Raw genomic sequence first — 25,743 nt, forward strand, 5'->3', positions numbered from 1 at the left:
CATGGAACTTCCCACCGGCTACGTCACCGCGCTCGACGCGATGAACCGGCACGTCAACTCGGCCCGACCGGACGCCCCGGTCCAGATCGAGCGCGCCCGGTCGCCGCTGCTCGCCCCGGCCCGGCGGGCCGCCGCCGTCGCCCTGCGCCGGCTCGCCGACCGGATCCAGCCGCGACCGGCGCCCGCCGCCCCCCGCTGCTCCTGATCTGCTCCGGTCCTGATCTGCCCCGGGCCCGGCCGACCACCGGCCGGGCCCGTGGGCGCCTGATCTGGACCGGCCCGGCCGGGCCCGTCGACGACGCATTCCGGCACGGACGTGACGAACGGTACGGGGGCGGGCACCCAAGGTGGTCGAGTGGGCCCTCGCCAGGCAGAATGGTGAAGCCATGTCACCTTTCATGCCCACCCTCCGTCTCCACGACCGCTACGTTCTGCACGAACGGATCGGTCTCGGCGGCATGTCCGAGGTGTGGCGCGCCGACGACGAGGTGCTCGGCCGGCCGGTCGCGATCAAGGTGCTCGCCGGGCAGTTCGCCACCGACCCGCAACTGCGGGCCACCATCCAGCGCGAGGCCCGCGCGGCCGCCCGGCTGACCCACCCCCAGGTGACCCAGGTGTACGACTACGCCGAGGCGACCCTCGCCGACGGCGTCGTGGTGCCGTACCTGGTGATGGAACTCGTCGAGGGGCACAACCTGGGCGACCGGCTGCGGGACGGGCCGCTGCCCTGGCCCGAGGCGGTCCGGGTGGCCGGGCAGATCGCCGCCGCGTTGGCCGCCGCGCACCGGATCGGCGTCGTGCACCGTGACGTCAAACCCGGCAACGTCATGCTGACCGACACCGGCGCGAAGGTGCTCGACTTCGGCATCGCCGCGCTCGGCGGGCTGGACGGTCAGTCCGGCGAACCGCTGATGGGCACGCCCGCCTACTTCGCCCCGGAGCGCCTGCGCTCCGGCCCGCCCGACCCGGCGAGTGACGTGTACGCCCTCGGCGCGCTGCTCTACCGCACCCTCACCGGTCGGGCGCCGCTGCCCGTGCAGAGCTGGGAGGACGCCCTGGAGGTGCACCGGCGGGGCACCCCGGTGCCACCGCTGCGGCTGCCCGGCCTGCCCGCCGACATCGCCGAGCTGACCGTCGCCTGTCTGGCCGCCGACCCGGCCGACCGGCCGAGCGCCGCCTACCTGGCCCGCCGATTCGGCGCCGGTCAGCCGGTCGAACCCCCCACCGAGTTGCTGCGCCGTACCCCGGCAGCGCACCCGCCGACCCTGATCGACCGCTCGGCGGTCCGTGGCTCCCCGGTCGCCGCCAGCCCGGCCCGCCGCCGATCGCGCCGCCCCCTCGCCGTGCTCGTCGCGGCCGGTCTCGCGGTGCTGGTCGGCCTCGGGGCCCTGCTCGTGCAGAACCCGTTCGACGATCCGGGCGCTCGCCGCCCGGTCGACATCGCCGGCGCGCCGTCGGCCCCCGGTCCGGCGCCCACACCGACGACGCATTCGCCGACGCCGGCCACGCCGTCCCCGCCGCGACCCACAGCGAGCACCGCGCCACCGACCGTCGCGCAGCAGGTGCCGGTCAGCCTCCGCGAGGTGAGCGGCGAGTTCGCCGCGGTGCTCGCCGGCGCTGTCGCGCGCGGCGAGGTCGACCGACGGACCGCAGAGGACCTGCGCGACGACCTCGCCGACCTCAACCGCCGCACCAGGGACCGGGCCGAGCGCGTCGCCGACCTGCGGGAGCGCATCGCCGAGTTGGTCGAGCGCGACCGGCTCCCGGCGCGCACCGGCGCCCAACTCGACGCCCTGCTCGGCCAGGCGGGCGGCTTCTCCAATGGCCGTACGGACGACTGATACCCCCGTCGATGCCGCTGGCATGATGTCCCGATGCGGACACGTTTGATCTTCGTGCGACACGGCGAGTCGCTCCACCAGATCGAGGGGGTCGTCGGTGGGCCCCACGGTTGTCGGGGTCTGACCACTCTCGGCCACGAGCAGGCACACCACCTGGCGCAGCGGCTCACCGGCGAGGTCGCCGCCGACCGGCCGATCGCGGTCTACTCGTCCGTGCTGCGCAGGGCCGTCGAGACCGCCCAACCGATCGGTGCCGCTTTCGGCATCCGGTCGGTGGCCGACTGCGGGTTGTGCACCTGGCACACACCCCCGTACGCCGACGGTCTCCCGACCGCCCGCTTCCGCACCGAACACGCGGTGCCGGGCGGGGGCGTGTTCCGGCCGTTCGAGGACGGCAACGAGAGCTGGGCCGAACTGGTGGTCCGGGTCAGCCGCGCGATCATGGAGATCGCCCACCGGCACCGGGGCGCCACGGTGATCCTGGTCGGCCACAGCGAGACCGTCGAGGGCGCGTTCCACGCGCTCGGCGCGCAACCCATCTTCCGGGGATTCGACCTGGACGTGCCCCCGGCCTCGATCACCGAGTGGACCACCGACCACGACCCCGGCGACTGGCCGCCGGCCCGCTGGACGCTGCGCCGCTTCGCCGACACCGGCGGATGGGCCAGAGCGTGATCTAGCCCGGCCGCCTCGGGCGTCCGGCGATGCTAGTCGGCGGCCAGGATCTGCTCGCGCAGGATCTCCGCGTGCCCGCAGTGCTGGGCCAGCTCGCGCAGCACGTGCAGGTAGACCCAGCGTAGCGGCAGCGGGCCGCGCCGGTTGCCCCGCAACACGTCGTCCAGGCCCAGCGACGCCGTCGCCCGACGAGACGCCTCGCACGCCTCGCGGTGCGTCCGCTGGATGCTGGCGACGGTGTCGCCGTCGTCGAGGATGAACGACTCGTCCGGCGTCGCGGGGATGCCGATCTCGGCGCGGGGGCGGCAGGTGACGGCCTCGTCGAACCAGACCTTCTCCACGAACGCGGCGTGCTTGACCAGCCCGAGCAGTGTGGTGCGCGACGGCACCAAGGACCGGCGTGCCTGCTCCTCGGTCAGCCCGTCCAGGCAGTCGTTGAGCGCCCTGCGGTGCTCGTCGATGAACGTCTCGAACTGCGTCTTGGCCGGCTGGCCGATGACGTCGTCGGCGAAGGTCCCCGGGAAGATGGTCACCTCCGAAGCATTCCAAGGACGCCGTCGCCGTGCAAACAGCGTCCGTCAACCGAAGGAGAGCAGCGCGCCCCGCTCGTCGAAGCGCGCCGTGCCCGCCCACGCGACCTCCCAACGGTTGCCCTCCGGGTCGGCGAAGTAACCGGAGCGCCCACCCCACGACCGGTCCGTCGGCGCCGCCACCACCGTCGCCCCCGCCGCGACGGCCGCGCGGAACGCCGCGTCGACCTGTGCCCGGCTGTCGACGTTGCAGGCCAGGGTCACGCCCGACCAACCACCCGCCGGGCCGGGCACGCCGGGTGCCGCCTCGGCGGCCAGCTCCGGCAGCGGATAGAGCGCGAACAACACGCCGCCCAGGAGGAACGCCGACCAGCCGTCGTCGCTCGCCGGCACCTCGGGCCAGCCCAACGACCGGTAGAACGAGCGCAACGCGCCGATGTCGCGGGCGCCCAGCGTGACCACTGACAGTCGAGCGGGAATCGTGTCCATGAGCCGATCCTGCCGGACACCTACGACGCGACGGCCTCAGCCGAGGGCGCCGCGCCCAGTCGCCAAGCGTCCACAGTGCTCACCACTGGCGCGGCGCCGGCGCGTTCCCCCTCGTACCCTGTCAGTGACAGCTCGGGAAGGCCACCACCCGGGCGCGCGCCGCGCGGACCGCGTCAGCGTGCGCCCGCGCGTTCTCCGCGACATCGAGGGGTACGCACGGAGACTGCGCCACAGCGAGCCGTAGCGGGGTGCGGTTCTCCACACCCCGCCCGGTGTGGTCGGCCTGTGTGACCGGGTGGTCGGCCGCATGGTCGATTCTCAGGATCGCTTCGTAGCGTGGGGGCATGATTCGAACGTCGCACGTCGTGCTCGCCACCGGAACCCCCACCGCCGCTGCGGAACCGCCCCAGGGTGGAATGGTCGGCTACGTCACTGACCTGGTGGAACGGCTCGGTGGCCCGGGTGCTGGCCTGGCGGTGGCGTTGGAGAACCTGTTCCCGCCGATCCCCAGCGAGGTGATCCTGCCGCTGGCCGGGTTCGTCGCCGCGCAGGGTCGGATGAGCCTGGTCGGTGCGATCTTCTGGACCACGCTCGGCTCGGTGCTGGGCGCGCTGGCGCTCTACCTGATCGGCGCGTCGTTGGGGCGCGACCGGATGCGCGCCATCGCGGCCCGACTGCCGCTGGTGAAACTCAGCGACGTGGACCGGACCGAGGCGTGGTTCCTGCGCCACGGCGTGAAAGCGGTCTTCTTCGGCCGGATGATCCCGATCTTCCGGAGCCTGATCTCCGTACCGGCGGGGGTGGAGCGGATGCCGGTGAGCACGTTCCTGATCTACACCACGCTGGGCAGCCTGATCTGGAACAGCACCTTCGTGCTCGCCGGTTATCTGCTCGGCGACAACTGGCACCTCGTCGAGGGCTACGTCGGCACGCTCCAGAAGGTCGTGATCGTGGTCTGCGTGGCGGCGGCGGTCTGGTTCGTCGGGTCCCGTCTGCTGCGCGCCCGCCGCGCCGCCCGCGACCCCGAGCCGGCCGACGTCGAGCAGCGCTCGCTGTACGGCGTGCCCGACCCCGAGGGGCGGGGAACCCTCTACCGGGGCGGATCGTGGGCGTCGGACGAGCGCTAGCGTCACCGCCGACCCGGATCGATCACGGAGAGGATGCCACGGTGCTGCGGGGTGGGCTGGTCACGTCGTGGGGCCGGCTCCGGCTGCCGGCCGGCGTTGCCGCCGGAATCCTGACCGCCGCCGTCGAACTCGCCTTCCTCCTCGTCAGCGCCGTCGCGATCGGAATCTCGGCGCTCTCGCCCCCGGCCAGACGCCGGGCTGGTGACCTGACCGGCAGGGGTGCCGCGTGGCTGGTGCGGCTGGAACGCCACCGCCTCGCCGGCCTGGTCGACGGAGCCGAACTGCCCGCGCCCAGCGAGGTGACGGCCCGGGGGCGGTTGGGCTACCTGGCCGCCCGGTTGGTGCCCGGGGTGCTCGGTCTGCTGGCGTACGCGGTGTTGGGCATCGGCACGGTGCTGGCCGGGATCGTGCTGCGCTCGGCGGCGCGCGGGGAACTGCCCCTGGTCGACGCCCTGTCCCAGAGCGCGGTCGGGGCGGTGCTGCTGCTGCTCAACATCCAGGCCCTCGCGAGCATCGCCGCTCTGGACGTACGGCTGGCCCGACGCCTGCTCGGCCCGGGAAGTCGGGCGGAGCTGACCCGGCGGGTCCAGGAGTTGACCACCAGCCGAGCCGGCGTCATCGCCGCTGTCGACGCGGAACGGCAGCGCATCGAACGCGACCTGCACGACGGCCTGCAGCAGCGGTTGGTCGCGCTCGGCATGCTGCTCGGCCGCGCCCGGCGGGCACGTGACCCGGACCGCGCCCAGGCGCTGCTCGCCCAGGCCCACGAGGATGTGCAGCGGGCCGTGGAGGAGTTGCGGGAGGTGGCCTGGCGGGTCTACCCCTCGGCGTTGGACGGCAGCGACCTGGGCGAGGTGCTGTCCATGGTCGCCCGCCGCTCCGAGGTGCCGGTACGGATCCACTGCGACCTGCCGGTCCGCCCCGACCGGCAGGTCGAGACGGTGCTCTACTTCGTGGCCTGCGAGGCGCTGACCAACGCGGCGAAGCACGCCGCCGCTACCCTTGTCGCGCTTCGGATCGACGTACGGGAGGGGTGGATTCGGATGCGCGTACACGACGACGGCGTCGGCGGTGCGGATCCGACCGGGCGTGGGCTGTCCGGTCTGGCGCGCCGTGTCGCCGCGCTGGACGGCCGTCTGGCGGTGGAGAGTCCGGTCGGCGGCCCGACGACCATCCTCGCGGAGTTGCCGTGCGGCTAGTTCTCGCCGAGGACTCCGCGTTGCTCCGGGAGGGCCTGACCCGGCTGCTCGCCGAGGAGGCCCACGAGGTCCTCGCCGCGGTCGGCGGCGCCGACGAACTGGTGGAGGCGGTCGAACGGTGCCGTCCCGACGTGGTGGTCACCGACGTCCGGATGCCCCCCACCCATACCGACGACGGGCTACGCGCCGCGTTGGAGATCCGCCGACGCTGGCCGTCCACCGGCGTCCTCGTGCTCTCCCAGTACGTGGAGAGGCGCTACGCCGGCCGGCTGCTCGCGGACCGTCCCGAAGGGGTCGGTTACCTGCTCAAGGACCGGGTCGCCCAGGTGGACGACTTCCTCGACGCGCTCGACCGGGTCGCCGCCGGGGGAACGGCGCTCGACCCGGAAGTGGTCCGTCAGGTGGTCGCCGGCTCGGAGCGCGCCGATCCACTCGGTCGGCTCACCCCGCGCGAACGGGACGTCCTGCACGAGATGGCCCAGGGACACACGAACCTCGCCATCGCCGAGCGCCTGCACGTGTCGCAGAGCGCGGTGGAGAAACACGTCAACGCCATCTTCGACAAGCTCGACCTGGCGCACGCGACCGGCTACAGCCGCCGGATCCTCGCAGTGTTGCGCTACCTCGCTCCCGGCGACTCCGGGTCGCCGGACCGGACGACACGCCCGGGATGATTGTCTGGTTCGGGGTCCTTCTGGATGTGACAGGCCGCACCCGTGGGCCGGAATCGTGGCCGGGCCGGGGTCGTTACACACCCTGACGATCGCAGGTGGTCGCCCCCGGGAATCACCCCGGTCGGCCGGTCGTTACACCTGGACCCCGGCGCCACGAGCCCCCGCTCGAAGGCCGCCGACCTGGCGTGACAGGCCCCCCGGCCCGAACGCCGCCACCCACGGCGCACCGGGTGTGCCGACCCCCAGACTTTCGCAGCGCCGGACGAGGTGCTCACACCCCCGCATCGCGCAGGGGTGTCCCTACCCCCGAAGGAGCTCACCCCCATGAACACGATCATGCGTAAGAGTGTGCTGTCCGTCGCCGGTCTCGCGTTCGCCGGTGGGATCTTCGCCGGCCCGGTCGCCGCGCACGCCGCGCCGGCCGTGGACGCCAAGCCCGCCACCACCGCCGCGGTGGCCGTGCAGGCGCCGAAGCCGCAGGGCGAGCAGTCGCACATCACCCTCAACGACGAGCAGACCGCCAACGTCAAGGCGATCATCGCCGCGACGAAGAAGGCCGGCCTGCCGGAGCGGGCCGCGGTGATCTCGATCGCGACGAGCCTGCAGGAGTCCAAGCTGGAGAACCTGGGTCACCTGGGTGACGCCAACGACCACGACTCGCTGGGCCTGTTCCAGCAGCGCCCTAGCTCTGGTTGGGGCACGCCGGAGCAGATCACCGACCCGGAGTACTCGACGACGGCGTTCCTGAAGGGCCTGCGACAGGTTGACGGGTGGCAGGACATGCCGTTGACCGACGCCGCGCAGACCGTGCAGGTCTCGGCGTACCCGGACGCGTACGCCCAGTGGGAGCAGCAGGCCACCGACCTCGTCGCCCAGCACTGGAACAGCTGACCCGCACCACGGGCCGGCACCCCTGACCGGGGTGCCGGCCCGTCGGCGTTTTCGCCGATCTTGGACAGTTTCCGTTCACGCGTGACGGAAACTGTCCAAGATCTCGACGACCGCGCCGGCAGGTGCCGGCGGACGGTGGGAACAAGGGGCACCGTCGGCTGGTTGTGTGGGGTGTCGGTGTGACTCAGTGTCCCCGGGCCTCACCTATATTGCCCTCGCGGAATACCGTTCGGCTGGAGCCGCGTCGCGCCACTCGCCGAGAGGCGACCTGCACACCGACACCCAGCGCCGCCCCCGACCCGCACCGGGCCGGGGGCGGCGCTGTCTGCGCCCCTTCCGGACGCGGAGGACGGCACGTGGTACGCGGCACCCCCGGATGCCCCGATCACGGCACAATGCTCGGATGACAGACGCGCAATCGTGGTCGGCGCAGCCGGGTGTGCTCGTACTGCCGAGTGGAGCGACGGTGCGCGGACGCCGGATCGCCGCTGCGGCCCCGCCCGCCGACTTCGCGGTGCTGTTGGCGCCGGGTCCGGACCCGGCGTGGCCGCACCGGCGGGTCCGGTGGCCGGACTTCTGGATTCCGCTCGACCGGGCGGACGCCCTGGACGCCCTGCGGGACGCGCTGCGACGCGCGCACGACGGCGAACGCGTCGAGGTGGCCTGTCGGGGCGGTGTGGGGCGCACCGGGACGGCGCTGGCCGCGTTGACGATCCTGGACGGTCTGCCGGTCGAGCGGGCGGTGCCGTGGGTCCGGGCCGGCTACCACCCGAAGGCGGTGGAGACCCCCTGGCAGCGACGTTGGCTACGCCGCGTCACCTGACGCCCGCCCCACGTACTCGCGCAGGTGGACGGCGGTGCGGCTGTCGCCGTTGGCGACCAGGTCGGCGGGCGTGCCGGTGAAGACGATCCGACCGCCGTCGTGGCCGGCGCCCGGCCCGAGGTCGATGAGCCAGTCGGCGTGCGCCATCACCGCCTGGTGGTGCTCGATGACGATGACGGTGTTGCCGGCGTCGACCATCCGGTCGAGCAGGGCGAGGAGTTGGTCCACGTCGGCCAGGTGCAGGCCGGTGGTGGGCTCGTCCAGCACGTAGGTGCTGCTCTTCTCCGCCAGGTGGATGGCGAGTTTGAGTCGTTGCCGTTCCCCGCCGGACAGGGTGGTCAGCGGCTGTCCGAGGCGCAGGTAGCCCAGCCCGACGTCGACCAGGCGGTTGAGGATGGGGTGTGGGAAGAAGGCGTACGCCTCGGTGACCGACATGGCCAGCACCTCGCTGATGTTCTTTCCCCGCAGCCGGTACGTGAGCACCGTGTCGGTGAAGCGTCGCCCCTCGCAGCGTTCGCAGACGCTCGCGACGCCGGCCATCATCGCCAGGTCGGTGTAGATCAGCCCGATGCCCTTGCAGGCCGGGCAGGCGCCCTCGGAGTTCGCGCTGAACAGCGCCGCCTTCACCCCGTTGGCCTTCGCGAAGGCGGTGCGGATCGGGTCGAGCACCCCGCTGTAGGTGGCCGGGTTGCTACGGCGCGAGCCCCGGATGGGGGACTGGTCCACGATGACGACCCCGGACCGGCCGCGCAGCGACCCGTGGATCAACGAGCTCTTGCCGGAGCCGGCCACGCCGGTTACCACGGTGAGCACCCCGAGCGGGATGTCCACGTCCACGTCGCGCAGGTTGTGCAGGTCGGCCTGGCGGATGGCGAGCTGCCCGGTGGGTCGGCGTACCGCGTCGCGCAGTGTCACCCGGTGGTCCAGGTGCCGGCCGGTGAGCGTGTCGGAGCGGCGCAGCGCGGGGACGTCTCCGGTGAAACAGATCCGGCCACCGTCGGCGCCGGCGCCCGGACCGAGGTCGACCACGTGGTCGGCGATCGCGATGGTCTCCGGCTTGTGCTCCACCACCAGCACCGTGTTGCCCTTGTCGCGCAGCCGCAGCAGCAGGTCGTTCATCCGGGCGATGTCGTGCGGGTGCAGGCCGACAGTCGGTTCGTCGAAGACGTACGTGACGTCGGAGAGGCTGGAGCCGAGGTGTCGGACCATCTTGACGCGCTGCGCCTCGCCACCGGAGAGGGTGGCCGACTCGCGGTCCAGGCTGAGGTAGCCCAGGCCGATCTCGACCAGCGAGTCGAGCAGGTCGCGCAGGTTGGCGACCAGCGGTGCCACCGCCGGGTCGTCGATGCTCCGGACGAACTCGGCCAGGTCGCTGATCTGCATGGACGAGCAGTCCGCGATGCCGCGCCCGGCGATCAGCGACGACCGGGCCGCCGCGTTGAGCCGGGTGCCGGCACAGTCGGCGCAGGTGGTGAAGGTGACGGCCCGGTCGACGAACGCGCGGATGTGCGGCTGCATCGACTCCCGGTCCTTGCTCAGCAGGAGCCGCTTGACCTTCACCACCAGACCCTCGTACGTCCAGGTGTTGCTGCCGACCTTGATCTTCGTGGCCGGCTTGTGCAGGAGGTCCTCCCACTGCTGCGGGGTGAAGTCCTGGAGCTTCACGTCCGGGTCGAAGAGGCCGGAGCCGACGATCGTCTGCCAGTACCACGAGTCGACGGCGAAGTTGGGCACCGTGATCGCCCCGTCGTTGAGGGAGCGCTCGACGTCGACCAGCTCGTGCACGTCGAGGTCGGAGACCCGGCCCAGCCCTTCGCAGGTGAGGCACATGCCCTCGGGCAGGTTGAAGCTGAACGCGCCGGCGCCACCCACCGCCGGCTCGCCGAGCCGGCTGTAGAGGATGCGCAGCATGGCGTACGCGTCGGTGGCGGTGCCGACGGTGGAGCGGGAGTTGGCGCCCATCCGCTCCTGGTCCACGACGATGGCCGCGCTGAGGTTGCGCAGTGAGTCGACGTCCGGCCGGTTGAGGCTCGGCATGAACGACTGGAGGAACGCGCTGTAGGTCTCGTTGATCATGCGTTGGGACTCGGCGGCGATGGTGCCGAAGACCAGCGACGACTTACCCGAACCGGAGACGCCGGTGAACACCGTCAACCGGCGTTTGGGGATGTCGACCGAGACGTCGGCGAGGTTGTTCTCCCGCGCCCCGCGTACCTCGATCATGTCGTGACTGTCGGCGGCGGACCATGCTGGCTGCGACATGCGGACCCTTCACGGAAGTCATGGCGGGACGACTCTCCCGCCGAGCACTGACGGGTTCTATTGTCTCATTCATACCCATGTAGAGACTTTCGACGGAATCCCCGAACAGGCGCAGACGCGATGTCCCTCCAAGTCTCAAATCACGTGGTAACCGCTACGGTTGCCGTCGTGGACGTCGAGCCGGAGACCCGGCTGCGCGCCGTGGACCTGGCGGCGACCGTCGGGATCTCGGTGCAGCAGGTGCGCAACTACGTCGAGCAGGGGGTGCTGCCGCCGGTGCGGCGCACCCCGAGCGGCTACCGCGTCTTCACCACCGCGCACGCGCGGGCGCTGACCGTCGCGCGACGGCTGGCCGAGGGGCACGGCTGGGTCCGTACCCGGGAGGTCATGGCGGCGGTGCACTCCGGCGACCTGCCGGCGGCCCTGGCGGCGCTCGACGGCGGCCATGCCGAGCTGGACCGGGAGCGCGCCGAGATCCGCCGGGTGCTGGGCGCGTTCGAGACAGTGCTGGCCGGGCCTCCGGCCGCCCGACCGGCTGCCCGGCGCGGCGCCCGCATCGGCGAGGTCGCCGCGCTCGTCGGGGTCCGTACCTCGCAGCTGCGCCTCTGGGAGGAGCGCGGGCTGCTGCGGCCGGCCCGCACGCCCGGCACCAACTACCGGGTGTACGACGAGGCGGAGCTACGCGCCGCGCAGGTCATCGCGCTGCTGCGACGCGGCGCGTACCCCTTCGAGATCATCGAGGCGGTGCTGGGCGAACTGCGGACCACCGGCAGCCCGCAGCGGGTCCGCGCCGAGCTGGCCCGCCGTGAGCACGAACTGCACGCCCGCAGCCTGCGACGGCTGCGCGGCACCGCCGCGCTGCACGACTACCTCCGCGGACGCGGCGACACGGGTTGACCGCGCCGGCCATCCCGGCCCGTCGCGGCATCCCCCTGACTAGGGTCGGGCACATGAGAGCTGCGCTGCTGGCGGCCGCGACGTCCGCCGTCCTGCTCGCTCCCGCGCCGGTCACCGTGGCGGGAGCGTCCGCCGCGCCGACGCCGCGCTGCCCACGGGTGCCCGCCCCGGCGGCGTCGCGCCCGCCCCGCCCCACCCCTCCGCCCGCCGTACCCGCGCACCGGGTGATCGGCGGGGCGGCGCTGGACACCGCCGGAATGGTCGTGCCGGCCGGCGTCGCCGCGCCGCCCGCCCTCACCGCCACGTCGTGGCTCGTCGCCGACCTGGACAGCGGCCAGGTGCTCGGCGGCTGTGGCCCGCACGAGTACGGCACCCCGGCCAGCGTCCAGAAGCTGCTGCTGGCGGCCACGATGCTGCCCCGTCTGGACCCGAGGCAGACGGTCACCGTGACCGACGAGGACATGAACATCGAACCGGGCTCCTCCGCCGTCGGCCTGGTCGCCGGTGGGCGGTACCGCATCGAGACCATCTGGCTCGGACTGCTGCTCAACTCGGGCAACGAGGCCGCCAACGCGCTGGCCCGACTCGGGAGCGGAACGGACAGCGCGGCGGCCGGGGTACGCGCCATGAACGAGCACGCCCACCACCTCGGCGCGCTGCAGACGCACGCGGTCACCCCCTCCGGGCTGGACGGCAGGGGGCAGTTCACCAGCGCGTACGACCTGGCGTTGATCGCACGGGCCTGCTTCGCCCAGCCGACCTTCCGCCGGTACGCGCTGACCCGGCAGACGTCGATCCCGGCCCAGCCGGCGCAGCGCACCAAGGGCTTCGCCATCCAGAACGAGAACCAGCTCGTCCACCGCTACCCGGGAGCCCTCGGCGGCAAGACCGGCTTCACCGACCTGGCCCGGCACACCTACGTGGGGGCGGCGGAGCGCGGCGGACGACGCCTGGTGGTGACGCTGCTGGGTGCCGAGTCGACGCCGGCACGCGGCTGGGAGCAGGGCGCCGCCCTGTTGGACTGGGGATTCACGCTGCCCCGGGACGCCTCGGTGGGCCGGCTGGTCGAGCCCGGCGAGCTGACCGCCACGCCGTCCGTGGCACCGTCCGCGCTGGCGGCGCCGGCACGCCCGGCGGCGGCCAGCGGACCGACGCGTACCGGCGCCGGCTGGCTCTGGTCGGTGACCGCGCTCAGCGGCGCGGGTCTGCTCGTGCTCGGCGCTGGGCTGCTGTGGCGGCGACGCCGCCAGGCGCCCTGACGGATCGACATCGGGCGGCGCCCTCCATAGACTCCGGTCTTTGTGGCACCACGAGATCAGGAGGATCCCTGTGTCGAGTGAACTCGAACCGCGTCCCACCGTGGCGGCACCCCGCCGGCCGGCGCGCGCCCTGACCCGCCTCGCCGGGGTGGCAGTGCTCGCCGGAGCGCTGGTCGTCGGCGCGTCCGCCACCGCGGTCGCCGCACCGGGCCCGCCGGCCGACGCGCCGCGCACCACCCACGGCCCGTGCGCGTACACCGAGACGCCGGAGGAGCCCGCGGCCCGGCCGGTGCCGCTGCCGCCCGACCCCCGGCGCACGCCGGCCCGGGGCAGTGTCCGGGTGACACTGGCGACCAACCACGGGCCGATCGGCCTGACGCTGGACCGGGCCGCCGCGCCGTGCACGGTGCAGAGCTTCCTGCACCTGGTGGGCAAGCGCTTCTACGACCGCACCTCGTGCCACCGCCTCACCGCCTACCCGACGCTGAGTGTGTTGCAGTGCGGTGACCCGTCCGGCACCGGCGCGGGCGGGCCGGGCTACCGGTACCGCGACGAGCTGCCGACCGACCTGCCGCCCGCGCCCACCGACCCGACCGGCGAGCGCCGGGTGTACGCCCGCGGGGTGCTCGCCATGGCCAACGCCGGGCCGGACACCAACGGCAGCCAGTTCTTCCTGGTCTACGCCAACTCCGCGCTGCGACCCAACTACACGATCTTCGGCGAGGTCGACGCCGCCGGCCTGGCCACCCTGGATCGGATCGCCGCCGGCGGGATCGCGCCGACCGCCGAGGACCCGGCCCCGGTCGACGGCGCGCCCGCGCTGCCGGTGTACATCCGCAAGGCCGTCCGGGTCCACCACCACCACTGATCGCGCTGGGCGGTGGGGCGACCTCCGCTCGCGCACCGCGCACCGGAATTACCGGAATCGCGGCGGAACCGGTCCGACCGGTCTCCGCCGCGGTTCCGGCCGTCACGACGGGTCGGGCGACCCGGTCGGCGGCGCGGCGGTGCTGTCCCGGACGACCAGTTCCGTGGCGAGCTCCACCCGGGGCGAGTCGATGCCCTCGCCCTGGGCCAGGCGCAGCACTGTCCGGGCCGCCAACCGTCCCATCTCGACGAGCGGTTGACGCACGGTGGTGAGCGGCGGTGACGCCCAGCGCGCCTCCGGCAGGTCGTCGAAGCCGACGACGCTCACGTCGTCCGGTACGCGCAGACCGCGCCGCCGGATGGCCTCGTAGACACCGAACGCCATCTGGTCGCTGGCGGCGAAGATGCCGGTCGGCGGGTCGGCGAGATCGAGCAGCGTGGTCGCTGCGGCGAACCCGGAGGCGTGGTAGAAGTCGCCCGGGTAGATCAGGGCGTCGTCCACCGGCACCCCGGCGGCCTCCAGCCCGGCCCGGTAACCGTCGAGCCGGGCCCGGCTGCACAGCAGGTGCGTCGGCCCGGCCACGAAACCGATGCGGCGGTGCCCGATCGAGAGCAGGTGCTCGGTGGCGGCCAGCCCGCCGGCCCAGTTGGTGGCCCCGATCGTCGGCACGTCCATCGCCGGCACGCCGGCCGGGTCAACGACCACCACCGGCACGTTGAGCCGGCGTAGTTGCGCGTGCAACGGCGGGCTCAGGTGCGAGGTCACGAAGATGACGCCGTCGGTGGCCCGGGTCCGCAGGTTCTGTAACCACTGCCGGGCGGCGGTCGGCTGCCGGTGGATCGCGGAGACGACGGTACCGACCCCCGCCCCGTGCCCGACGTCCTCCACACCACGGATGATCTCCACGGCCCAGGGGCTGTCCAGGTCGTTGAAGACCAGGTCGACGAGGCCGGCGCGGCGGACGCTGCGGCTGGTACGACGCCGGTAACCGTGGTGGCGCAACAGCTCCTCGACCCGCTCCCGGGTGCCGGGGGCCACATCGGAGCGCCCGTTGAGCACCCGGGACACCGTCGGCACCGACACCCCGGCCTCCCGCGCGATCGCGGTGATGGTCACCCTGCGTCCGTCGTCCGCGCCCACCCGCGTCTCCTTCACCGAGCCGGAGGAGCGACCGTCGAGCGTCGTCCCCCGTGTGTCCCGAAACGGCGTGCCCGTTCCACGCGTCATCTTGCCTCACCGGCAGGGGTTGACGACATGCCAGGTCCGTTCGAACTATCGGCATAGTTGCGGAAATCTTCCGGACATTTTTCGGCATCTTCCGGCGTACCGGGCCGGGGCAGCGTCGGGCCGGTCGGCTCCGCACCCCCGGAACAGGGCTCGAGGCGGTCTCAGTGCTGGCACACCGGTCGGTCCGTCACCCAGTGCTTGTTGACCAGGTTGACGACCGGCGGTGGGTCGGGGATGCCGCCCTCGGCGGCGATGGGTTTGGCGTTGAAGACTCGCAGGAAGAAGTTGATCACCTTGGCGACCAGGGCCGGGATCGTGTAGCCGATGCCGTACCTCGCGTTTATCGTGAGGTCGGCGCGATTGCAGCCCTCGCCGGCGGCAAGGCCCTGCAGACCACCGAAGCCGATGCTCGAACCTCGGGTGATGCCCACAGTGGTGGTGAGCCCGGCGTACAGTCCGGCGCTGAACACGACCGCGCCGAGGCCGACGAAGAACTTCACGTCGTAGTCGATGAGCAGGGCGTTCGCCCCCACCGACCGGCCGTCGACGGAGTCGACGAGACTGCGTTTCACCTGCAGGCCACCGGGCCAGCGTGGGCCGAACCTGCCGTCGGCATAGCCGAAGCCCATCGTGCCGCCGAGCGAGTACTCACCGGAGGCCTTGATCGTGGTGTGCCCGGCGCTGAAGCCGGTGCGGATTCCGATCGACTGTCGAACGGTCGCGGAGAACGGGATGCCCAGTATGGATTCGATCGGCACGCTGAAGGTGACCGGGACGAACGCGACGGGATGGACGTTCTGCCCGGTTGTGGTGGTGGCGTCGACCTGGACCCGGACTCCGCCGGCACCGTGGATCCGCAGTTCGGCGACGGTGACCGTGGAGCCGTCGATCACCAGGTGGAACGTTGCCGAGGGCCGTTTCATCACGAAGGCGATGCTGCCCGAGAGGCTGAGCCCACTGTCCCGGTAGGAGAAGCGTGCGCCGACACCGTCGGCACAGCAGAGGGCCTCGGCCTCCAGCTTGTCTGCCCGGGCCGCCGCGCTCGCGGTGAGCGGTGCGGCGGCGGTGGCCGGCCGGGTGCCGGTCAGCGTCAGGGCGTTGACGGTCGTGGCCGGGGCGCTGTTGACCGTCGCGGTCGCCGTCGGTTCTGACCGCGGTGCTTCCGGACTCGGGTGGGCCCAGAAGGTGTCGTCGAACTGGTAGGCGGACGCGTCGGCCAGGGAGATGGGCTGTGCGGATCTGAACTCGCCGTCCTGGATGACATCGGTGATCCCTACCGGGCCGATGGTGACGGCGAGGTCCCGGCCGTCGCGCCGTGCGTCGAGCACCCGCCCGACCCCGCGCCCGGTGAGGAACATGACCTTGCCCGGGGCCAGCCGGTCGGCGTTTCCCGCCCGGGGGTCGATCCGCCAGGTCAGGCCGCCGTCGGTGACCGACCGCACCACGCTGCTGCCGCCGGACACGATGACGACGTCCCGGTGCAGGGTCACGTCCGGGTGTGCGGCGGGCGCGGCGCCGTAACGCAGATCATTCTTGTCATCGGCGGGTACGGCGGGTCTCGCGTCCAGGCACGCGGTCAGAGCGAGCAGGACGGTCGCGGCAGCGACGGCCGCACGGGCCTGCCGCGTCGGGAGACTCATAACCGCGTCACCACATCCCGGGCCAGGTCCTCCAGCGCCTGCCGGGACGCCGCCGGATCGGCCAGCGTGACCAGTCGGATGGCGACCCAGGTGCCGCCGACGGCGACGAACACCGCGCCGTCCTCAATGTGCGCCTCGTCACCGACGCCAGTCACGGGTCTCAGGTCGTGGCCGAGGTCGCGGTCGATGTCGAGGATCTTCTTGGCCCCAGCGCCGACGTAGACCTCGACCTGGGCTGTGGGTCCGCTGACCGGCGCGGTGTAGGTGCAGGATTCCGGGGCCGCGACCGGGTCCTGCAAGGGCGTCCCGGCCAGACGCTCGGCGGCGGCCTTCGGCACCAACGCGCACGGGTCGGCGGTCCGGGCCGGGGTCGCGGCGACGTCGGGCTGGGCGGCCGGTGCGGCGACGTCGGGCTGCGTGACGGCGGACGGTGGTGGAGCTGGGTCGGCCGTGCCGCACCCGGTCAGCGCGAGGATCATGACCGCCACGGGGATGGCCGCGGCCGAGCGGGTGGCGCTGATCCTGGGTGCGGTCGAGCCCAGGGGCGGTGTCCGCACTGCGGGTTCGTAGCCGGGTGGTCGTCGCATCGGTACCCCTCTGATCGGTCTCGGCCGTTGTTCGCCGGCTCGCGGCGAATCACTGTTCGTCGGACTGTCGTGGCCTGTTCTCAGGCGCGGTCGCGTACCAGGCCGATCAGCCGTACCGTGGTGGACCGGTCGCTGTTGTCGGTGACCTTGGTGACGACCTGGATCTCGCAGGCGCGGTCGCGGAGAGCGAACTCGGCGATGCCGCCCGAGGCGAAGCGGATGCCGTCGGAGCCGGGTTCGGTCCGTCCGTACGCGGATTCCGCCGGTAGGTTGCCGCCGACGGCGGTGCCGGCCCTGCCGATGTCGATGGTGATCGAGTGGTAGGTCTCGGGGTTCTCCCAGAAGCAGGAGCTGCCTCCGTCACCGGAGTCGCCGGCCCGTGGGCCACCGTCTCCGATGGCCCCGATCACCTGCCTGACCTCCTCGACGGACAGCAGTGCGCAGGCATCTACCGACGTCGCCTCGGCGCCTGCCGAGGCGACCGGGCGGGATGGGTCACCGCCCGTCGCGGCCGGCCGGTCCGCCGGTGTCGAGTCGCAGGCCGGCAGGCAACCGAGCGCGACCGCGGCCGCTGCGAACGCCCACCACCGACCCCGCCGTCGAACCTTCCCATCGGTCATGTGCTGGCTCCCTTGCTGTCGATTCGCTCAGCGCTCGGTGGTGGCCCGAGCAGTTCGATGCCGTGCCGAGCGGCGACGTGGCCGAGGACGGCGGGGTCGATCGGTGCCTGGTCGGGCAGTCGGCGGTCGAGCGCCGGGGCGCCGGCCTCCGCGGCGAACCGCTCGAACCCGGCCGGGGTGGTGATCTGCAGGGCGTGCAGCGGCTCGTCGGGTCCGACGAGAAAGGTGTGGGGCAGTCCGACGGGCAGAAGGACGAAGTCGCCGGGCCCGGCGGTGAAGGCCTCGCCGTCGCAGCGGAACTCGGCGGTCCCGGACAGCAGGTAGAACAGTTCGTCCTCGTGCTGGTGCCGATGCAGAGGCGCGGCGAAACCCGGCGGGTTGACGAACTCGACGACGGTGAGACTGCCTCGGGTCTGTTCCCCGGTCGCCTTCACTGTCATCAGGCTGCCGACGAACCAGTGGGCTTCTCCCTCACCGGCACGGCGCACGTACGGGCGGGCGGCCATCGCCTCACCTCCTATCTGATGGATGCTGTCTATTCACTGACCATCGTCCAGCGAATATGTTGCTAGTATGGCGAAGTCATGGACGGTGTCAAGGACGGAAAGTCGACCCGGCGCTATCGGTCCGCGGTGCGTGAGGAGAGCGCGCGGCGCACCCGGCGGGCGGTTGTCGGCGCGGCGGCTGACCTGTTCGTGGCACGCGGTTACGCCGGCACCTCGCTGGCTGATGTGGCCGCCGCCGCGGGCGTCGCACGCCCGACCGTGTTCGCCGCCTTCGGGTCGAAGCCGGCGCTGCTGCGTCAGGTCCTCGACGAGGCGCTCGCCGGCGACGACGAGCCGGTGCCCGTCGCTCAACGGCCCTGGTTCCGGCCCGTCTTCGAGGCCGACACGCAGGCCGGGGTCCTGCACGCCTACGCCGACGTGTGCACCCTGATCGGCAGGCGTGCGGCGCGGATCTTCGAGACGGTGCGCCGGGCGGCGGACGAGGCGGACGAGGTCGCCGAGGTGTGGGAGACGCTCCTGCGCAACCGTCGTGCGGGCGCCGGGATGGTGGTCGAGCGCGTGCGTTCGCTCGGCGCGTTGCGCCAGGGCTCCGACGTCGAGCGGGCGGTCGACGCGCTGTGGATCTTCAACGACCCGGCGCACTACGACGCGCTGGTGCTGCGGTGCGGCTGGACCGAGGCATCCTTCCGAGACTGGCTGTCCGAACGCATGCAGGACGCGCTGCTGGCGCGCTGACCCGGTCCGGCTCCGAACCGGCCGACGGCTGATCCGGCGCAGGGCCCGGCCGGGACTGATAGACAGAACTGGTGCGTACCCCGGTCGCCGTCGTGCTCGCGCTCGCCGCCCTGCTCGGCGGCTGCTCGCGGGCGGAGCCCCGGTCCGCGCCGGCGACGCCCCAGCCGACGTCGGTACGTCCCACCCCGACGCCCAGCCCGACCCAGCGGTTGCCGGGCTTCGTGGTGCTGACCGACGTCGACCCGCGCATCCACGCCGACATCCGCTACGCCACGCCGCACAACTTCGTCGGCCGGCCGATCGACGGCTACCGGGAGCCGCTGTGCCTGCTCACCCGGCAGGCGGCGGAGGCGCTGCGCCGCGTGCAGGACGCCGCGCTGGCCGGCGGGCACAGCCTCAAGGTGTACGACTGCTACCGCCCGCAGCCGGCGGTGGACGACTTCGTCGCCTGGTCCAAGCGCCCCGGCGAGCAGCAGACCAAGGCCGAGTTCTACCCCGACGTGGCAAAGGACCGGCTCTTCGCCGAGGGCTACATCGGGGCGCCGACCGCACACAGCCGGGGCAGCACCATGGATCTGACCCTCGTCGACGAGCCACCCGCCAGCCAACCCCCGTACCGGGTCGGGCAGCAGCTGGTCGCCTGCACCGCGCCCCGCGGGCAGCGTTTCGCCGACAACAGCATCGACATGGGTACGGGCTTCGACTGCTTCGACGCGCGGGCGCACACCGCCGATCCCCGGATCACCGGCGTCGCCCGGGACAACCGCCGGCTGTTGCAGCGGTTGATGACCGACGCCGGGTTCGTCAACTACGACCGCGAGTGGTGGCACTACCGGCTGCGCGACGAGCCGTACCCGGACACGTTCTTCTCCGCGCCGGTCGCCCGCTCGTCGATCGGCTGATCCCGGCCGGCCGCTCCCCGCTGGTCAGGTCCAGTAGAGGATCCGGCAGGCGGGGACCCGGGCGGTCAACTCGGCGGTGAACCAGCCGCGCAGCTCGGCCATCGTGTCGCGGGGGTAGACGTACTTCACCGCCCCGAACCTGCCGCGCTTGCGGGTCCGGGACTCCTCGTCCATCTCCAACCGGGTCCGCGGGTACCAACCGAGCAGGATCTCCTTGCTGCCCGGGGTGAACCGGTGGGTGATCAGCTCCGCGGTCAGGTCCAGGTCCGGCACCCCGTCGACCGCCGCGCGGACCTGGTCGAGCAGCAGGCCGTAGGCCGCCCGCCAGTCGGGTAGCGCGATGATCGGCGCGATGGTCAACCCCACCGGGTAGCCGTCGAGCGCGAGCCGGCGCAGCGCGGCCAGTCGGTCCGGCACCCGCGCGGTGCCGCCCTCGAAACGTTCGCTGACCGGGGCGCAGTTGACACTGAAGCGGACCCGGGTCCGGCCGGCGTGCGGTAGCCCCACGAAGCTGTCCACGTCGGCGTACTTGGTGGTCCAGCGCAGTTGCACGGGCGCGTCCCAGTCGGCGAAGTGCTCCACCGTCCGCCGCCAACTGCCGGTCAGGTGTTCCAGGGCGAGCGGGTCGGTGTAGCAGGACGCCTCGAAGGTGGTGCCCTCGTCGGCGCGCCGCGCGTTGCGGCTGGTCACCGTCCCCCGCCCGGCGTACGCGCTCAGGCCGGCCAGGATGTCGTCGAGGTCCGCGTACACGCGGGTGACGGGTGGGCCGGACAGCGACCCGGCGAGGTAGCAGTACTGGCAGTGCGCCGGGCAGCCCTCGGCCAGGTCGACCCGCCAGTCGGCGCTCGGGGCGATGGGTTGCAGGGCGCGCCGCGACGGTGGGCTCACCACTATCGCCATCGTCGACTTGGCGCGCGCGTAGGTCTCCCGGTCGGTCTGTCCGCGTACCCCGGTCAGTCGGTTGGATCTCAGGTGTTCCACCTCGATGCCCAGGGCCCGCACCCGCTCGATGATCCGCTGGCCGTGCGGCTGGTCGAGCGCGGCCGGGGTGACCACCACCCGGCCCGGCGTCCAGCGACGGGCGGGCCGGGTCGGCGGCGCGAGGCCGGCGAGGTCGCGGATCGGCACCCGCTCGCCGCTGGCGTCGTGCGGCGCGGCCGGTACGTCCACGGCGAGCGGCTGGTCGACGTCGACGGCGTCCGGGCTGGTCATCCGGCCGGGGTACCCGTTGCCGCCGCAATCCCACCCGTTCGGGCGGTCGGCGATTGACGTGATCAGGTCGGAGGAATAACCTTTCGTCTATCTGTAAACCTTGTGAACAGATGTATCTCGACGCGACGGCGCGCGTCCCCACCGAAGGGACGATCAGGTGATCGCAGAACTCTCCTCCCGTACCAGACGAATCCTGTCGGTGTTCGTGGCCCTGGTCGTCGCGCTGACCGCCGGTGTGGCGGTCAGCGCCGCGCGGGGCGCGCAGGCCGCGCCGACGTTCAAGGTCCTCGCCTTCTACAACGGCACCTGGGACGCCGCGCACATCGACTTCGTCAGGGACGCCCGCGCCTGGTTCCCGCAGGCCGCCGCCCAGTACGGTTTCTCCTGGGAGGCCACCACCAACTGGAGCCTGCTGAACACCACCAACCTGGCCCAGTACAAGGTCGTCATGTTCCTGGACGACGCGCCGCCGACCGCGCAGCGCGCCGCGTTCCAGCAGTACATGCAGAACGGCGGGGCGTGGCTGGGCTTCCACGTCAGCGCCTGGACGGACAACCCGTCGAGCTGGAGCTGGTACTACAACACCTTCCTCGGCACCGGTGCGTTCCAGACCAACACCTGGGGCCCCACCCGGGTCACCATGCGCGCCGACAACCGCACCCACGCCGTCACCCGGAACCTGCCCGCGACGTTCCCGTCGTCGATCAGCGAGTGGTACTCCTGGAGCAACGACCTGCGGCAGAACCCCAACATCGACATTCTCGCCTCGGTCGACCCGTCCAGCTTTCCGGTCGGCACCGACCCCAACCAGTCCTGGTACGGCGGCTACTACCCGCTGGTCTGGAGCAACAAGCAGTACAAGATGCTGTACGCCAACTTCGGCCACAACGCGATGAACTACAGCACCAACACCGGGCTGTCCTCCACCTTCGACAGCCCGCAGCAGAACCGGTTGCTGATCGACGGGCTGCACTGGCTCGCCGGGGTCGGTGACACGCCCCCGACGACGACGCCGCCTCCCTCCGACGGCATCTCGCCGACGGCCTGGCACACGGTGATCAACCGGGGCAGCGGCAGGTGCGTCGACGCGCGGGCCGCCGCGAGCGCGAACGGCACCGCCATCCAGCAGTACGCCTGCAACGGCAGCGCCGCCCAGCAGTACCAGTTCGTGCCGACCAGCGGCGGCTACCTGCGGGTTAACAACCGTAACAACAGCGCCCAGGTGGTCGACGTGACCGACCGGTCGACAGCCGACTCGGCGCCGATCCAACTCTGGTCCTACAGCGGCGGCGCCAACCAGCAGTGGCGGGCCGAACCCGAGGGCAACGGCTACTACCGCCTGGTCAACCGCAACAGCGGAAAGTGCCTGGACGTGCCGGGAGCGTCCACTGCCGACAGCGTCCAGCTCATCCAGTACACCTGCAACGGCACCGCCGCGCAGTCGTTCCGCCTGGCGCCCGTGTCATAACTCCGCTGTAGCCTCCGGGCCATGGCGATTCCCGACCTGGTGCCGATCGCACACGAGCCCGACTACCGCACCGGCACGATCGGCCACTACGACAAGGGTCAGTTCTTCGGCTCCGTCACCGCCACCCTCGCCGACGGTGCCGGGGCCGAAGACGACTGGTACCGGCACAAGCGGTGGTACGCGGTGCTGCACCGCTTCGACGCCGGCGGCGCGCACACCGACTCGGACATCTGGTTCGCCGGCACCAGCGAGGAGGAGGACGCCTCCATCGACCGGGCGCAGGCGCGCCTCACCGAGTGGCTGGACGCGCTGCCCGGCCGCGTCTTCACCGACATCGCCATCCGGCTGTTCCAGGTCGAGGTCGACGGGCACGTCTTCGGGCTGGTCGACTGGTCGCACGAGTACGACGGCGCGGACCACGCCGAGTTCCTCCCCGACGACCTGGGGTTCGACCCGCCCTGGGACGGCTGCTACGACACCTGACCCGGCTTCGCGTCGAGCGGCCGGGCCCCGTGACGTCGGCCCGCTGTGCTGTGCGCCTGTCGAGCTGCCCCGTGAATGGGGCGCACTCTGCGCCGCGTCGGTGGCGGGCCGTGTCGGTAGTGGACGCCCGGCGCGGTGGCGGGCGCCCGGGGAGGTGGCGGGCGCCCGGGGAGGTGCCGGCGTCTGGCGCGGTGGCGCCTCATGGTCGCGGGCTGGCGCCTCATGGTCGCGGGCTGGCGCCTCATGGTCGCGGGCTGGCGCCTCATGGTCGCGGGCTGGCGCCTCATGGTCGCGGGCTGGCGCCTCATGGTCGCGGGCTGCCGCCTCATGGTCGCGGGCTGCCGCCCCACATCTGGGGCAGCTCGACAGGATCTGCGGGCGACAGGGCCGCCGGGCCCGGCGGCGACGCGCCGCACCGACGGGGATATCCATTGCGGACGCGCCGACGCCCTCCTAGTGTCGTCGGTGCAGGGTCGAGAGCAACCACGAGGGGAGTACGCCGTGTCGCGACGTGTCCGCACCGATGCCGCCCGGCGTCCGCTTCCTGCCGACGGTTATCCGCTCACCACGCCCACGGCCACCGACGGTAACCCCTTGCCGGGCACCGGGCCGGGGTGGCGCGCCTGACGACGACGCTGACGCGTCCGCCGGCCGCCCCTCCCCACCGGGACCGGGCGGCCCTCTCGTTCCGCGCCGCCGCACCTGACCGATTTCGGTCACCATTCGACAGAAGGAACCCAGCATGGGATACACCCCGCTCGCCGGCACCCGGGCGCCCGTCCGGGTCTGGACCGATCCGTACGCCATCGAGCCGCAGGCCGCCAAGCAACTGCGCAACATCGGCGCGCTGCCGTGGGTGCAGGGCGTCGCCGTGATGCCCGACGTGCACTTCGGCAAGGGCGCCACCGTCGGCTCGGTCATCGCGATGCGGCAGGCCGTCTCGCCGGCGGCGGTCGGCGTCGACATCGGCTGCGGCATGTCCGCGGTACGGACCTCGCTGACCGCCGCCGACCTGCCGGACGATTTGGCCGGGCTGCGGTCGGCGATCGAGGCCGTCATCCCGGTCGGCTTCGCGCAGCGGGAGAACCCGGTCGACACCCGTCGGGTCCGTGGCCTGGAGCAGGCCGGCTGGGACGACTTCTGGGGCCGGTTCGCCGGCCTGGACCGGAGGGTGGCGCAGCTGGAGACGCGGGCGCGACGGCAGCTCGGCACCCTCGGTGGGGGCAACCACTTCATCGAGGTCTGCCTGGAGCGGGGCGGCGCCGACGAGGGCCGGGTCTGGCTGATGCTGCACTCCGGGTCCCGCAACATCGGCAAGGAGCTGGCCGAGCGGCACATCGGGGTGGCCCGGAAGCTGCCGCACAACGCCGACCTGCCGGATCGGGACCTGGCGGTGTTCCTCGCCGGCACGCCGGAGATGGACGCGTACCGCCGGGACCTGTGGTGGGCGCAGGAGTACGCGCGGCGCAACCGGGCGGTCATGCTGGCCCTGCTCTGCGGCGTGGTGCGGGAGCGGTTCCCGCGGGTCGGCTTCGACGAGCCGATCTCGTGCCACCACAACTACGTCTCGGAGGAGCGCTACGACGGGGTGGACGTGCTGGTCACCCGCAAGGGGGCGATCGCGGCCGGGCGGGGCGACCTGGGCATCATCCCCGGGTCGATGGGCACCGGGTCGTACATCGTGCGGGGTCGGGGGAACCCGGACGCCTACTGCTCGGCCTCGCACGGGGCCGGCCGACGGATGTCGCGGGCGCAGGCGAAGCGGACGTTCAGCACCGAGGATCTGGCCGCGCAGACCGCCGGGGTGGAGTGCCGGAAGGACGCCGGGGTGGTCGACGAGATCCCCGGCGCGTACAAGGACATCACCCAGGTGATGGCGCAGCAGGAGGACCTGGTCGAGGTGGTCGCGCACCTCAGGCAGGTGGTCTGCGTGAAGGGCTGACGCACCGTGCGGGCCGGATGACCCGGCCCGCACGGTGGCTCAGAACCCGGCGAAGACCCGGCGCAGGTCGTCGAGGGTCAGCGGGCCGGTGACGCGCACCCCGTCCGGGGTGTACGCCGGCCCGAGCCGGCCGGTCGCCAGCCGCAGCCACGCCTCGGCCGGGGCCACCAGCTCACCGTCGGGCTGCTCCGGCGGGTCGACGATCTCGACCCTCTCGCCGAGTCGCAGCCCGAACGTGCGCTCCGGCGCGTGCAGCCGGACCAGCAGCGTCCCCTCCCGCCCGGCCAGCTCCTGCGGCCGACTGGTCCAGGCCAACATGCCGCCGATCTGGTCGAGCAGCAGCGCCACCGCTCCCGGCGTCACCGCCGCGAACCTGTTGAACGCGACCTCGGCGTCCCACTGGTGCAGGGCGAACTCGCTGAGCCGGAACCGGGCCGCGGTGGCCACGTCGACCGGCTCCGGCAGGAACCCCAGGTCGATCCGGAGCGTGTTCCGGGTCTCGGCGTCCAGCGCCTCGTACGCCTCGACCAGCCGCTCGTTGGCGGCCAGGAACCCGGCGGCGTGCTCGGTCGGGGACATCGCGTCCCAGCGCGCCCAGACGCCCCGGTTGAAGTCGCCGTCCGGGCCGGGGGCGCCGGAGCGGGCGGCCTCCAGCGTCGCCAGGTTGATCTCGGCGCCGCTGCCCAGGTGGCTCAGCACCTGGGACACCTGCCACTCGCTGGCGCCCGACGGGCGCAGCAGGTCGTCGTCCTTGAGGTCCCGCACGAGCGCGGCGAGCTCCTCGTGGCCCGCGCGTAGCGCCGTGATGATCTGGTCAGCAGGGGTCGACATTGATCTCCTCGGAAGAGTCTTCGGCGATGGTTGCGACGCTACCGTGGGACTCGCC

Annotated in this window: 26 protein-coding genes and 1 pseudogene; 16 read left to right on the forward strand and 11 right to left on the reverse strand. The window is 72.5% G+C overall.

From position 1 onward, the window contains the following. The first annotated feature begins 1 nt into the window (after position 1). From O7634_RS23370 to O7634_RS23380, 3 genes are all read left to right on the forward strand, one after another. A complete protein-coding gene (locus tag O7634_RS23370; RefSeq protein WP_278152267.1) occupies positions 2–205 on the forward strand; it encodes a hypothetical protein in 204 nt (67 codons plus the stop codon). 181 nt (positions 206–386) lie between these two features. Beyond that, entirely contained in the window at positions 387–1,841 is a 1,455-nt protein-coding gene (locus tag O7634_RS23375) for a serine/threonine-protein kinase (RefSeq protein WP_278152268.1), read from the forward strand. A gap of 33 nt (positions 1,842–1,874) precedes the next feature. Beyond that, a complete protein-coding gene (locus tag O7634_RS23380) occupies positions 1,875–2,516 on the forward strand; it encodes a histidine phosphatase family protein (RefSeq protein WP_278152269.1) in 642 nt (213 codons plus the stop codon). A gap of 32 nt (positions 2,517–2,548) precedes the next feature. Here O7634_RS23380 and O7634_RS23385 read toward each other — a convergent pair whose 3' ends face one another. The 3 genes and pseudogenes from O7634_RS23385 to O7634_RS23395 all read right to left on the reverse strand — a co-directional run. Beyond that, positions 2,549–3,049 carry a DinB family protein gene (locus tag O7634_RS23385; protein ID WP_278152270.1) on the reverse strand — a complete coding sequence of 167 codons (501 nt, stop codon included), beginning with the start codon at positions 3,047–3,049 and terminating at the stop codon, positions 2,549–2,551. Positions 3,050–3,094: 45 nt separating this feature from the next. Continuing rightward, positions 3,095–3,535: a VOC family protein gene (locus O7634_RS23390; protein ID WP_278152271.1), complete on the reverse strand. Its 441-nt coding sequence runs from the start codon at positions 3,533–3,535 to the stop codon at positions 3,095–3,097. Between the two features lie 110 nt (positions 3,536–3,645). After that, positions 3,646–3,797: pseudogene (locus O7634_RS23395) on the reverse strand (carbon-nitrogen hydrolase family protein); the annotation flags it as partial. An 82-nt stretch (positions 3,798–3,879) separates the two neighbouring features. Between O7634_RS23395 and O7634_RS23400 the strand changes: the two are divergent. From O7634_RS23400 to O7634_RS23420, 5 genes are all read left to right on the forward strand, one after another. Continuing rightward, complete coding sequence (locus O7634_RS23400; RefSeq protein WP_278152272.1) at positions 3,880–4,662, forward strand: DedA family protein; 783 nt, start codon at positions 3,880–3,882, stop codon at positions 4,660–4,662. A 41-nt stretch (positions 4,663–4,703) separates the two neighbouring features. Continuing rightward, on the forward strand, positions 4,704–5,861 hold the full coding sequence (locus O7634_RS23405) for a histidine kinase (protein WP_278152273.1): 1,158 nt from the start codon (positions 4,704–4,706) through the stop codon (positions 5,859–5,861). Continuing rightward, positions 5,852–6,535, forward strand: a complete 684-nt coding sequence (locus O7634_RS23410) for a response regulator transcription factor (RefSeq protein ID WP_278152274.1) — start codon at positions 5,852–5,854, stop codon at positions 6,533–6,535. The genes O7634_RS23405 and O7634_RS23410 overlap by 10 nt, the downstream gene beginning before the upstream one ends. Positions 6,536–6,859: 324 nt before the next feature. After that, positions 6,860–7,426: a hypothetical protein gene (locus O7634_RS23415; RefSeq protein WP_278152275.1), complete on the forward strand. Its 567-nt coding sequence runs from the start codon at positions 6,860–6,862 to the stop codon at positions 7,424–7,426. Positions 7,427–7,829: 403 nt separating this feature from the next. Then, positions 7,830–8,249 (forward strand): protein-tyrosine phosphatase family protein, encoded by a 420-nt coding sequence (locus tag O7634_RS23420; RefSeq protein WP_278152276.1) that lies wholly within the window; start codon positions 7,830–7,832, stop codon positions 8,247–8,249. On the opposite strand, the gene O7634_RS23425 is transcribed toward O7634_RS23420, so the two are convergent. Continuing rightward, positions 8,232–10,511 carry an excinuclease ABC subunit UvrA gene (locus tag O7634_RS23425; RefSeq protein WP_278152277.1) on the reverse strand — a complete coding sequence of 760 codons (2,280 nt, stop codon included), beginning with the start codon at positions 10,509–10,511 and terminating at the stop codon, positions 8,232–8,234. The genes O7634_RS23420 and O7634_RS23425 overlap by 18 nt on opposite strands. Positions 10,512–10,679: 168 nt before the next feature. On the opposite strand from O7634_RS23425, the gene O7634_RS23430 reads away from it, so the two are divergent. The 3 genes from O7634_RS23430 (at position 10,680) to O7634_RS23440 (ending at position 13,535) form a co-directional block, all read left to right on the forward strand. Continuing rightward, positions 10,680–11,408 (forward strand): MerR family transcriptional regulator, encoded by a 729-nt coding sequence (locus O7634_RS23430; protein WP_278152278.1) that lies wholly within the window; start codon positions 10,680–10,682, stop codon positions 11,406–11,408. A gap of 53 nt (positions 11,409–11,461) precedes the next feature. After that, on the forward strand, positions 11,462–12,667 hold the full coding sequence (locus tag O7634_RS23435; RefSeq protein WP_278152279.1) for a serine hydrolase: 1,206 nt from the start codon (positions 11,462–11,464) through the stop codon (positions 12,665–12,667). A 70-nt stretch (positions 12,668–12,737) separates the two neighbouring features. Beyond that, positions 12,738–13,535, forward strand: a complete 798-nt coding sequence (locus tag O7634_RS23440; RefSeq protein WP_278152280.1) for a peptidylprolyl isomerase — start codon at positions 12,738–12,740, stop codon at positions 13,533–13,535. 102 nt (positions 13,536–13,637) lie between these two features. Here O7634_RS23440 and O7634_RS23445 read toward each other — a convergent pair whose 3' ends face one another. From O7634_RS23445 to O7634_RS23465, 5 genes are all read right to left on the reverse strand, one after another. Further along, positions 13,638–14,675 (reverse strand): LacI family DNA-binding transcriptional regulator, encoded by a 1,038-nt coding sequence (locus tag O7634_RS23445; protein ID WP_278152281.1) that lies wholly within the window; start codon positions 14,673–14,675, stop codon positions 13,638–13,640. A 248-nt stretch (positions 14,676–14,923) separates the two neighbouring features. Next, entirely contained in the window at positions 14,924–16,402 is a 1,479-nt protein-coding gene (locus O7634_RS23450) for a hypothetical protein (RefSeq protein ID WP_278152282.1), read from the reverse strand. Next, entirely contained in the window at positions 16,399–16,989 is a 591-nt protein-coding gene (locus O7634_RS23455; protein ID WP_278152283.1) for a DUF3558 family protein, read from the reverse strand. Before O7634_RS23455 ends, O7634_RS23450 begins: the two co-directional genes overlap by 4 nt. An 80-nt stretch (positions 16,990–17,069) precedes the next feature. Beyond that, positions 17,070–17,609 carry a hypothetical protein gene (locus O7634_RS23460; protein ID WP_278152284.1) on the reverse strand — a complete coding sequence of 180 codons (540 nt, stop codon included), beginning with the start codon at positions 17,607–17,609 and terminating at the stop codon, positions 17,070–17,072. Further along, positions 17,606–18,115 (reverse strand): quercetin 2,3-dioxygenase, encoded by a 510-nt coding sequence (locus O7634_RS23465; protein ID WP_278152285.1) that lies wholly within the window; start codon positions 18,113–18,115, stop codon positions 17,606–17,608. The genes O7634_RS23460 and O7634_RS23465 overlap by 4 nt, the downstream gene beginning before the upstream one ends. 78 nt (positions 18,116–18,193) lie before the next feature. On the opposite strand from O7634_RS23465, the gene O7634_RS23470 reads away from it, so the two are divergent. Next, entirely contained in the window at positions 18,194–18,850 is a 657-nt protein-coding gene (locus O7634_RS23470; RefSeq protein ID WP_278152286.1) for a TetR/AcrR family transcriptional regulator, read from the forward strand. Between the two features lie 71 nt (positions 18,851–18,921). Next, positions 18,922–19,752 carry a M15 family metallopeptidase gene (locus tag O7634_RS23475; protein ID WP_278152287.1) on the forward strand — a complete coding sequence of 277 codons (831 nt, stop codon included), beginning with the start codon at positions 18,922–18,924 and terminating at the stop codon, positions 19,750–19,752. 24 nt (positions 19,753–19,776) lie between these two features. Here O7634_RS23475 and O7634_RS23480 read toward each other — a convergent pair whose 3' ends face one another. Beyond that, positions 19,777–20,964: a spore photoproduct lyase family protein gene (locus O7634_RS23480; RefSeq protein WP_278152288.1), complete on the reverse strand. Its 1,188-nt coding sequence runs from the start codon at positions 20,962–20,964 to the stop codon at positions 19,777–19,779. A gap of 157 nt (positions 20,965–21,121) precedes the next feature. On the opposite strand from O7634_RS23480, the gene O7634_RS23485 reads away from it, so the two are divergent. The 3 genes from O7634_RS23485 (at position 21,122) to O7634_RS23495 (ending at position 24,857) form a co-directional block, all read left to right on the forward strand. Beyond that, positions 21,122–22,432: an RICIN domain-containing protein gene (locus O7634_RS23485; protein ID WP_278152289.1), complete on the forward strand. Its 1,311-nt coding sequence runs from the start codon at positions 21,122–21,124 to the stop codon at positions 22,430–22,432. 21 nt (positions 22,433–22,453) lie between these two features. Further along, positions 22,454–22,915: a hypothetical protein gene (locus O7634_RS23490; protein WP_278152290.1), complete on the forward strand. Its 462-nt coding sequence runs from the start codon at positions 22,454–22,456 to the stop codon at positions 22,913–22,915. Between the two features lie 742 nt (positions 22,916–23,657). Then, positions 23,658–24,857, forward strand: coding sequence for an RtcB family protein (locus tag O7634_RS23495; RefSeq protein WP_278152291.1), 1,200 nt, complete (start codon positions 23,658–23,660; stop codon positions 24,855–24,857). A 39-nt stretch (positions 24,858–24,896) separates the two neighbouring features. Here O7634_RS23495 and O7634_RS23500 read toward each other — a convergent pair whose 3' ends face one another. Then, complete coding sequence (locus O7634_RS23500) at positions 24,897–25,688, reverse strand: maleylpyruvate isomerase family mycothiol-dependent enzyme (protein ID WP_278152292.1); 792 nt, start codon at positions 25,686–25,688, stop codon at positions 24,897–24,899. Positions 25,689–25,743: the final 55 nt, after the last annotated feature.

This window comes from Micromonospora sp. WMMD1120 (genome assembly GCF_029626235.1).
Taxonomy (GTDB): domain Bacteria; phylum Actinomycetota; class Actinomycetes; order Mycobacteriales; family Micromonosporaceae; genus Micromonospora.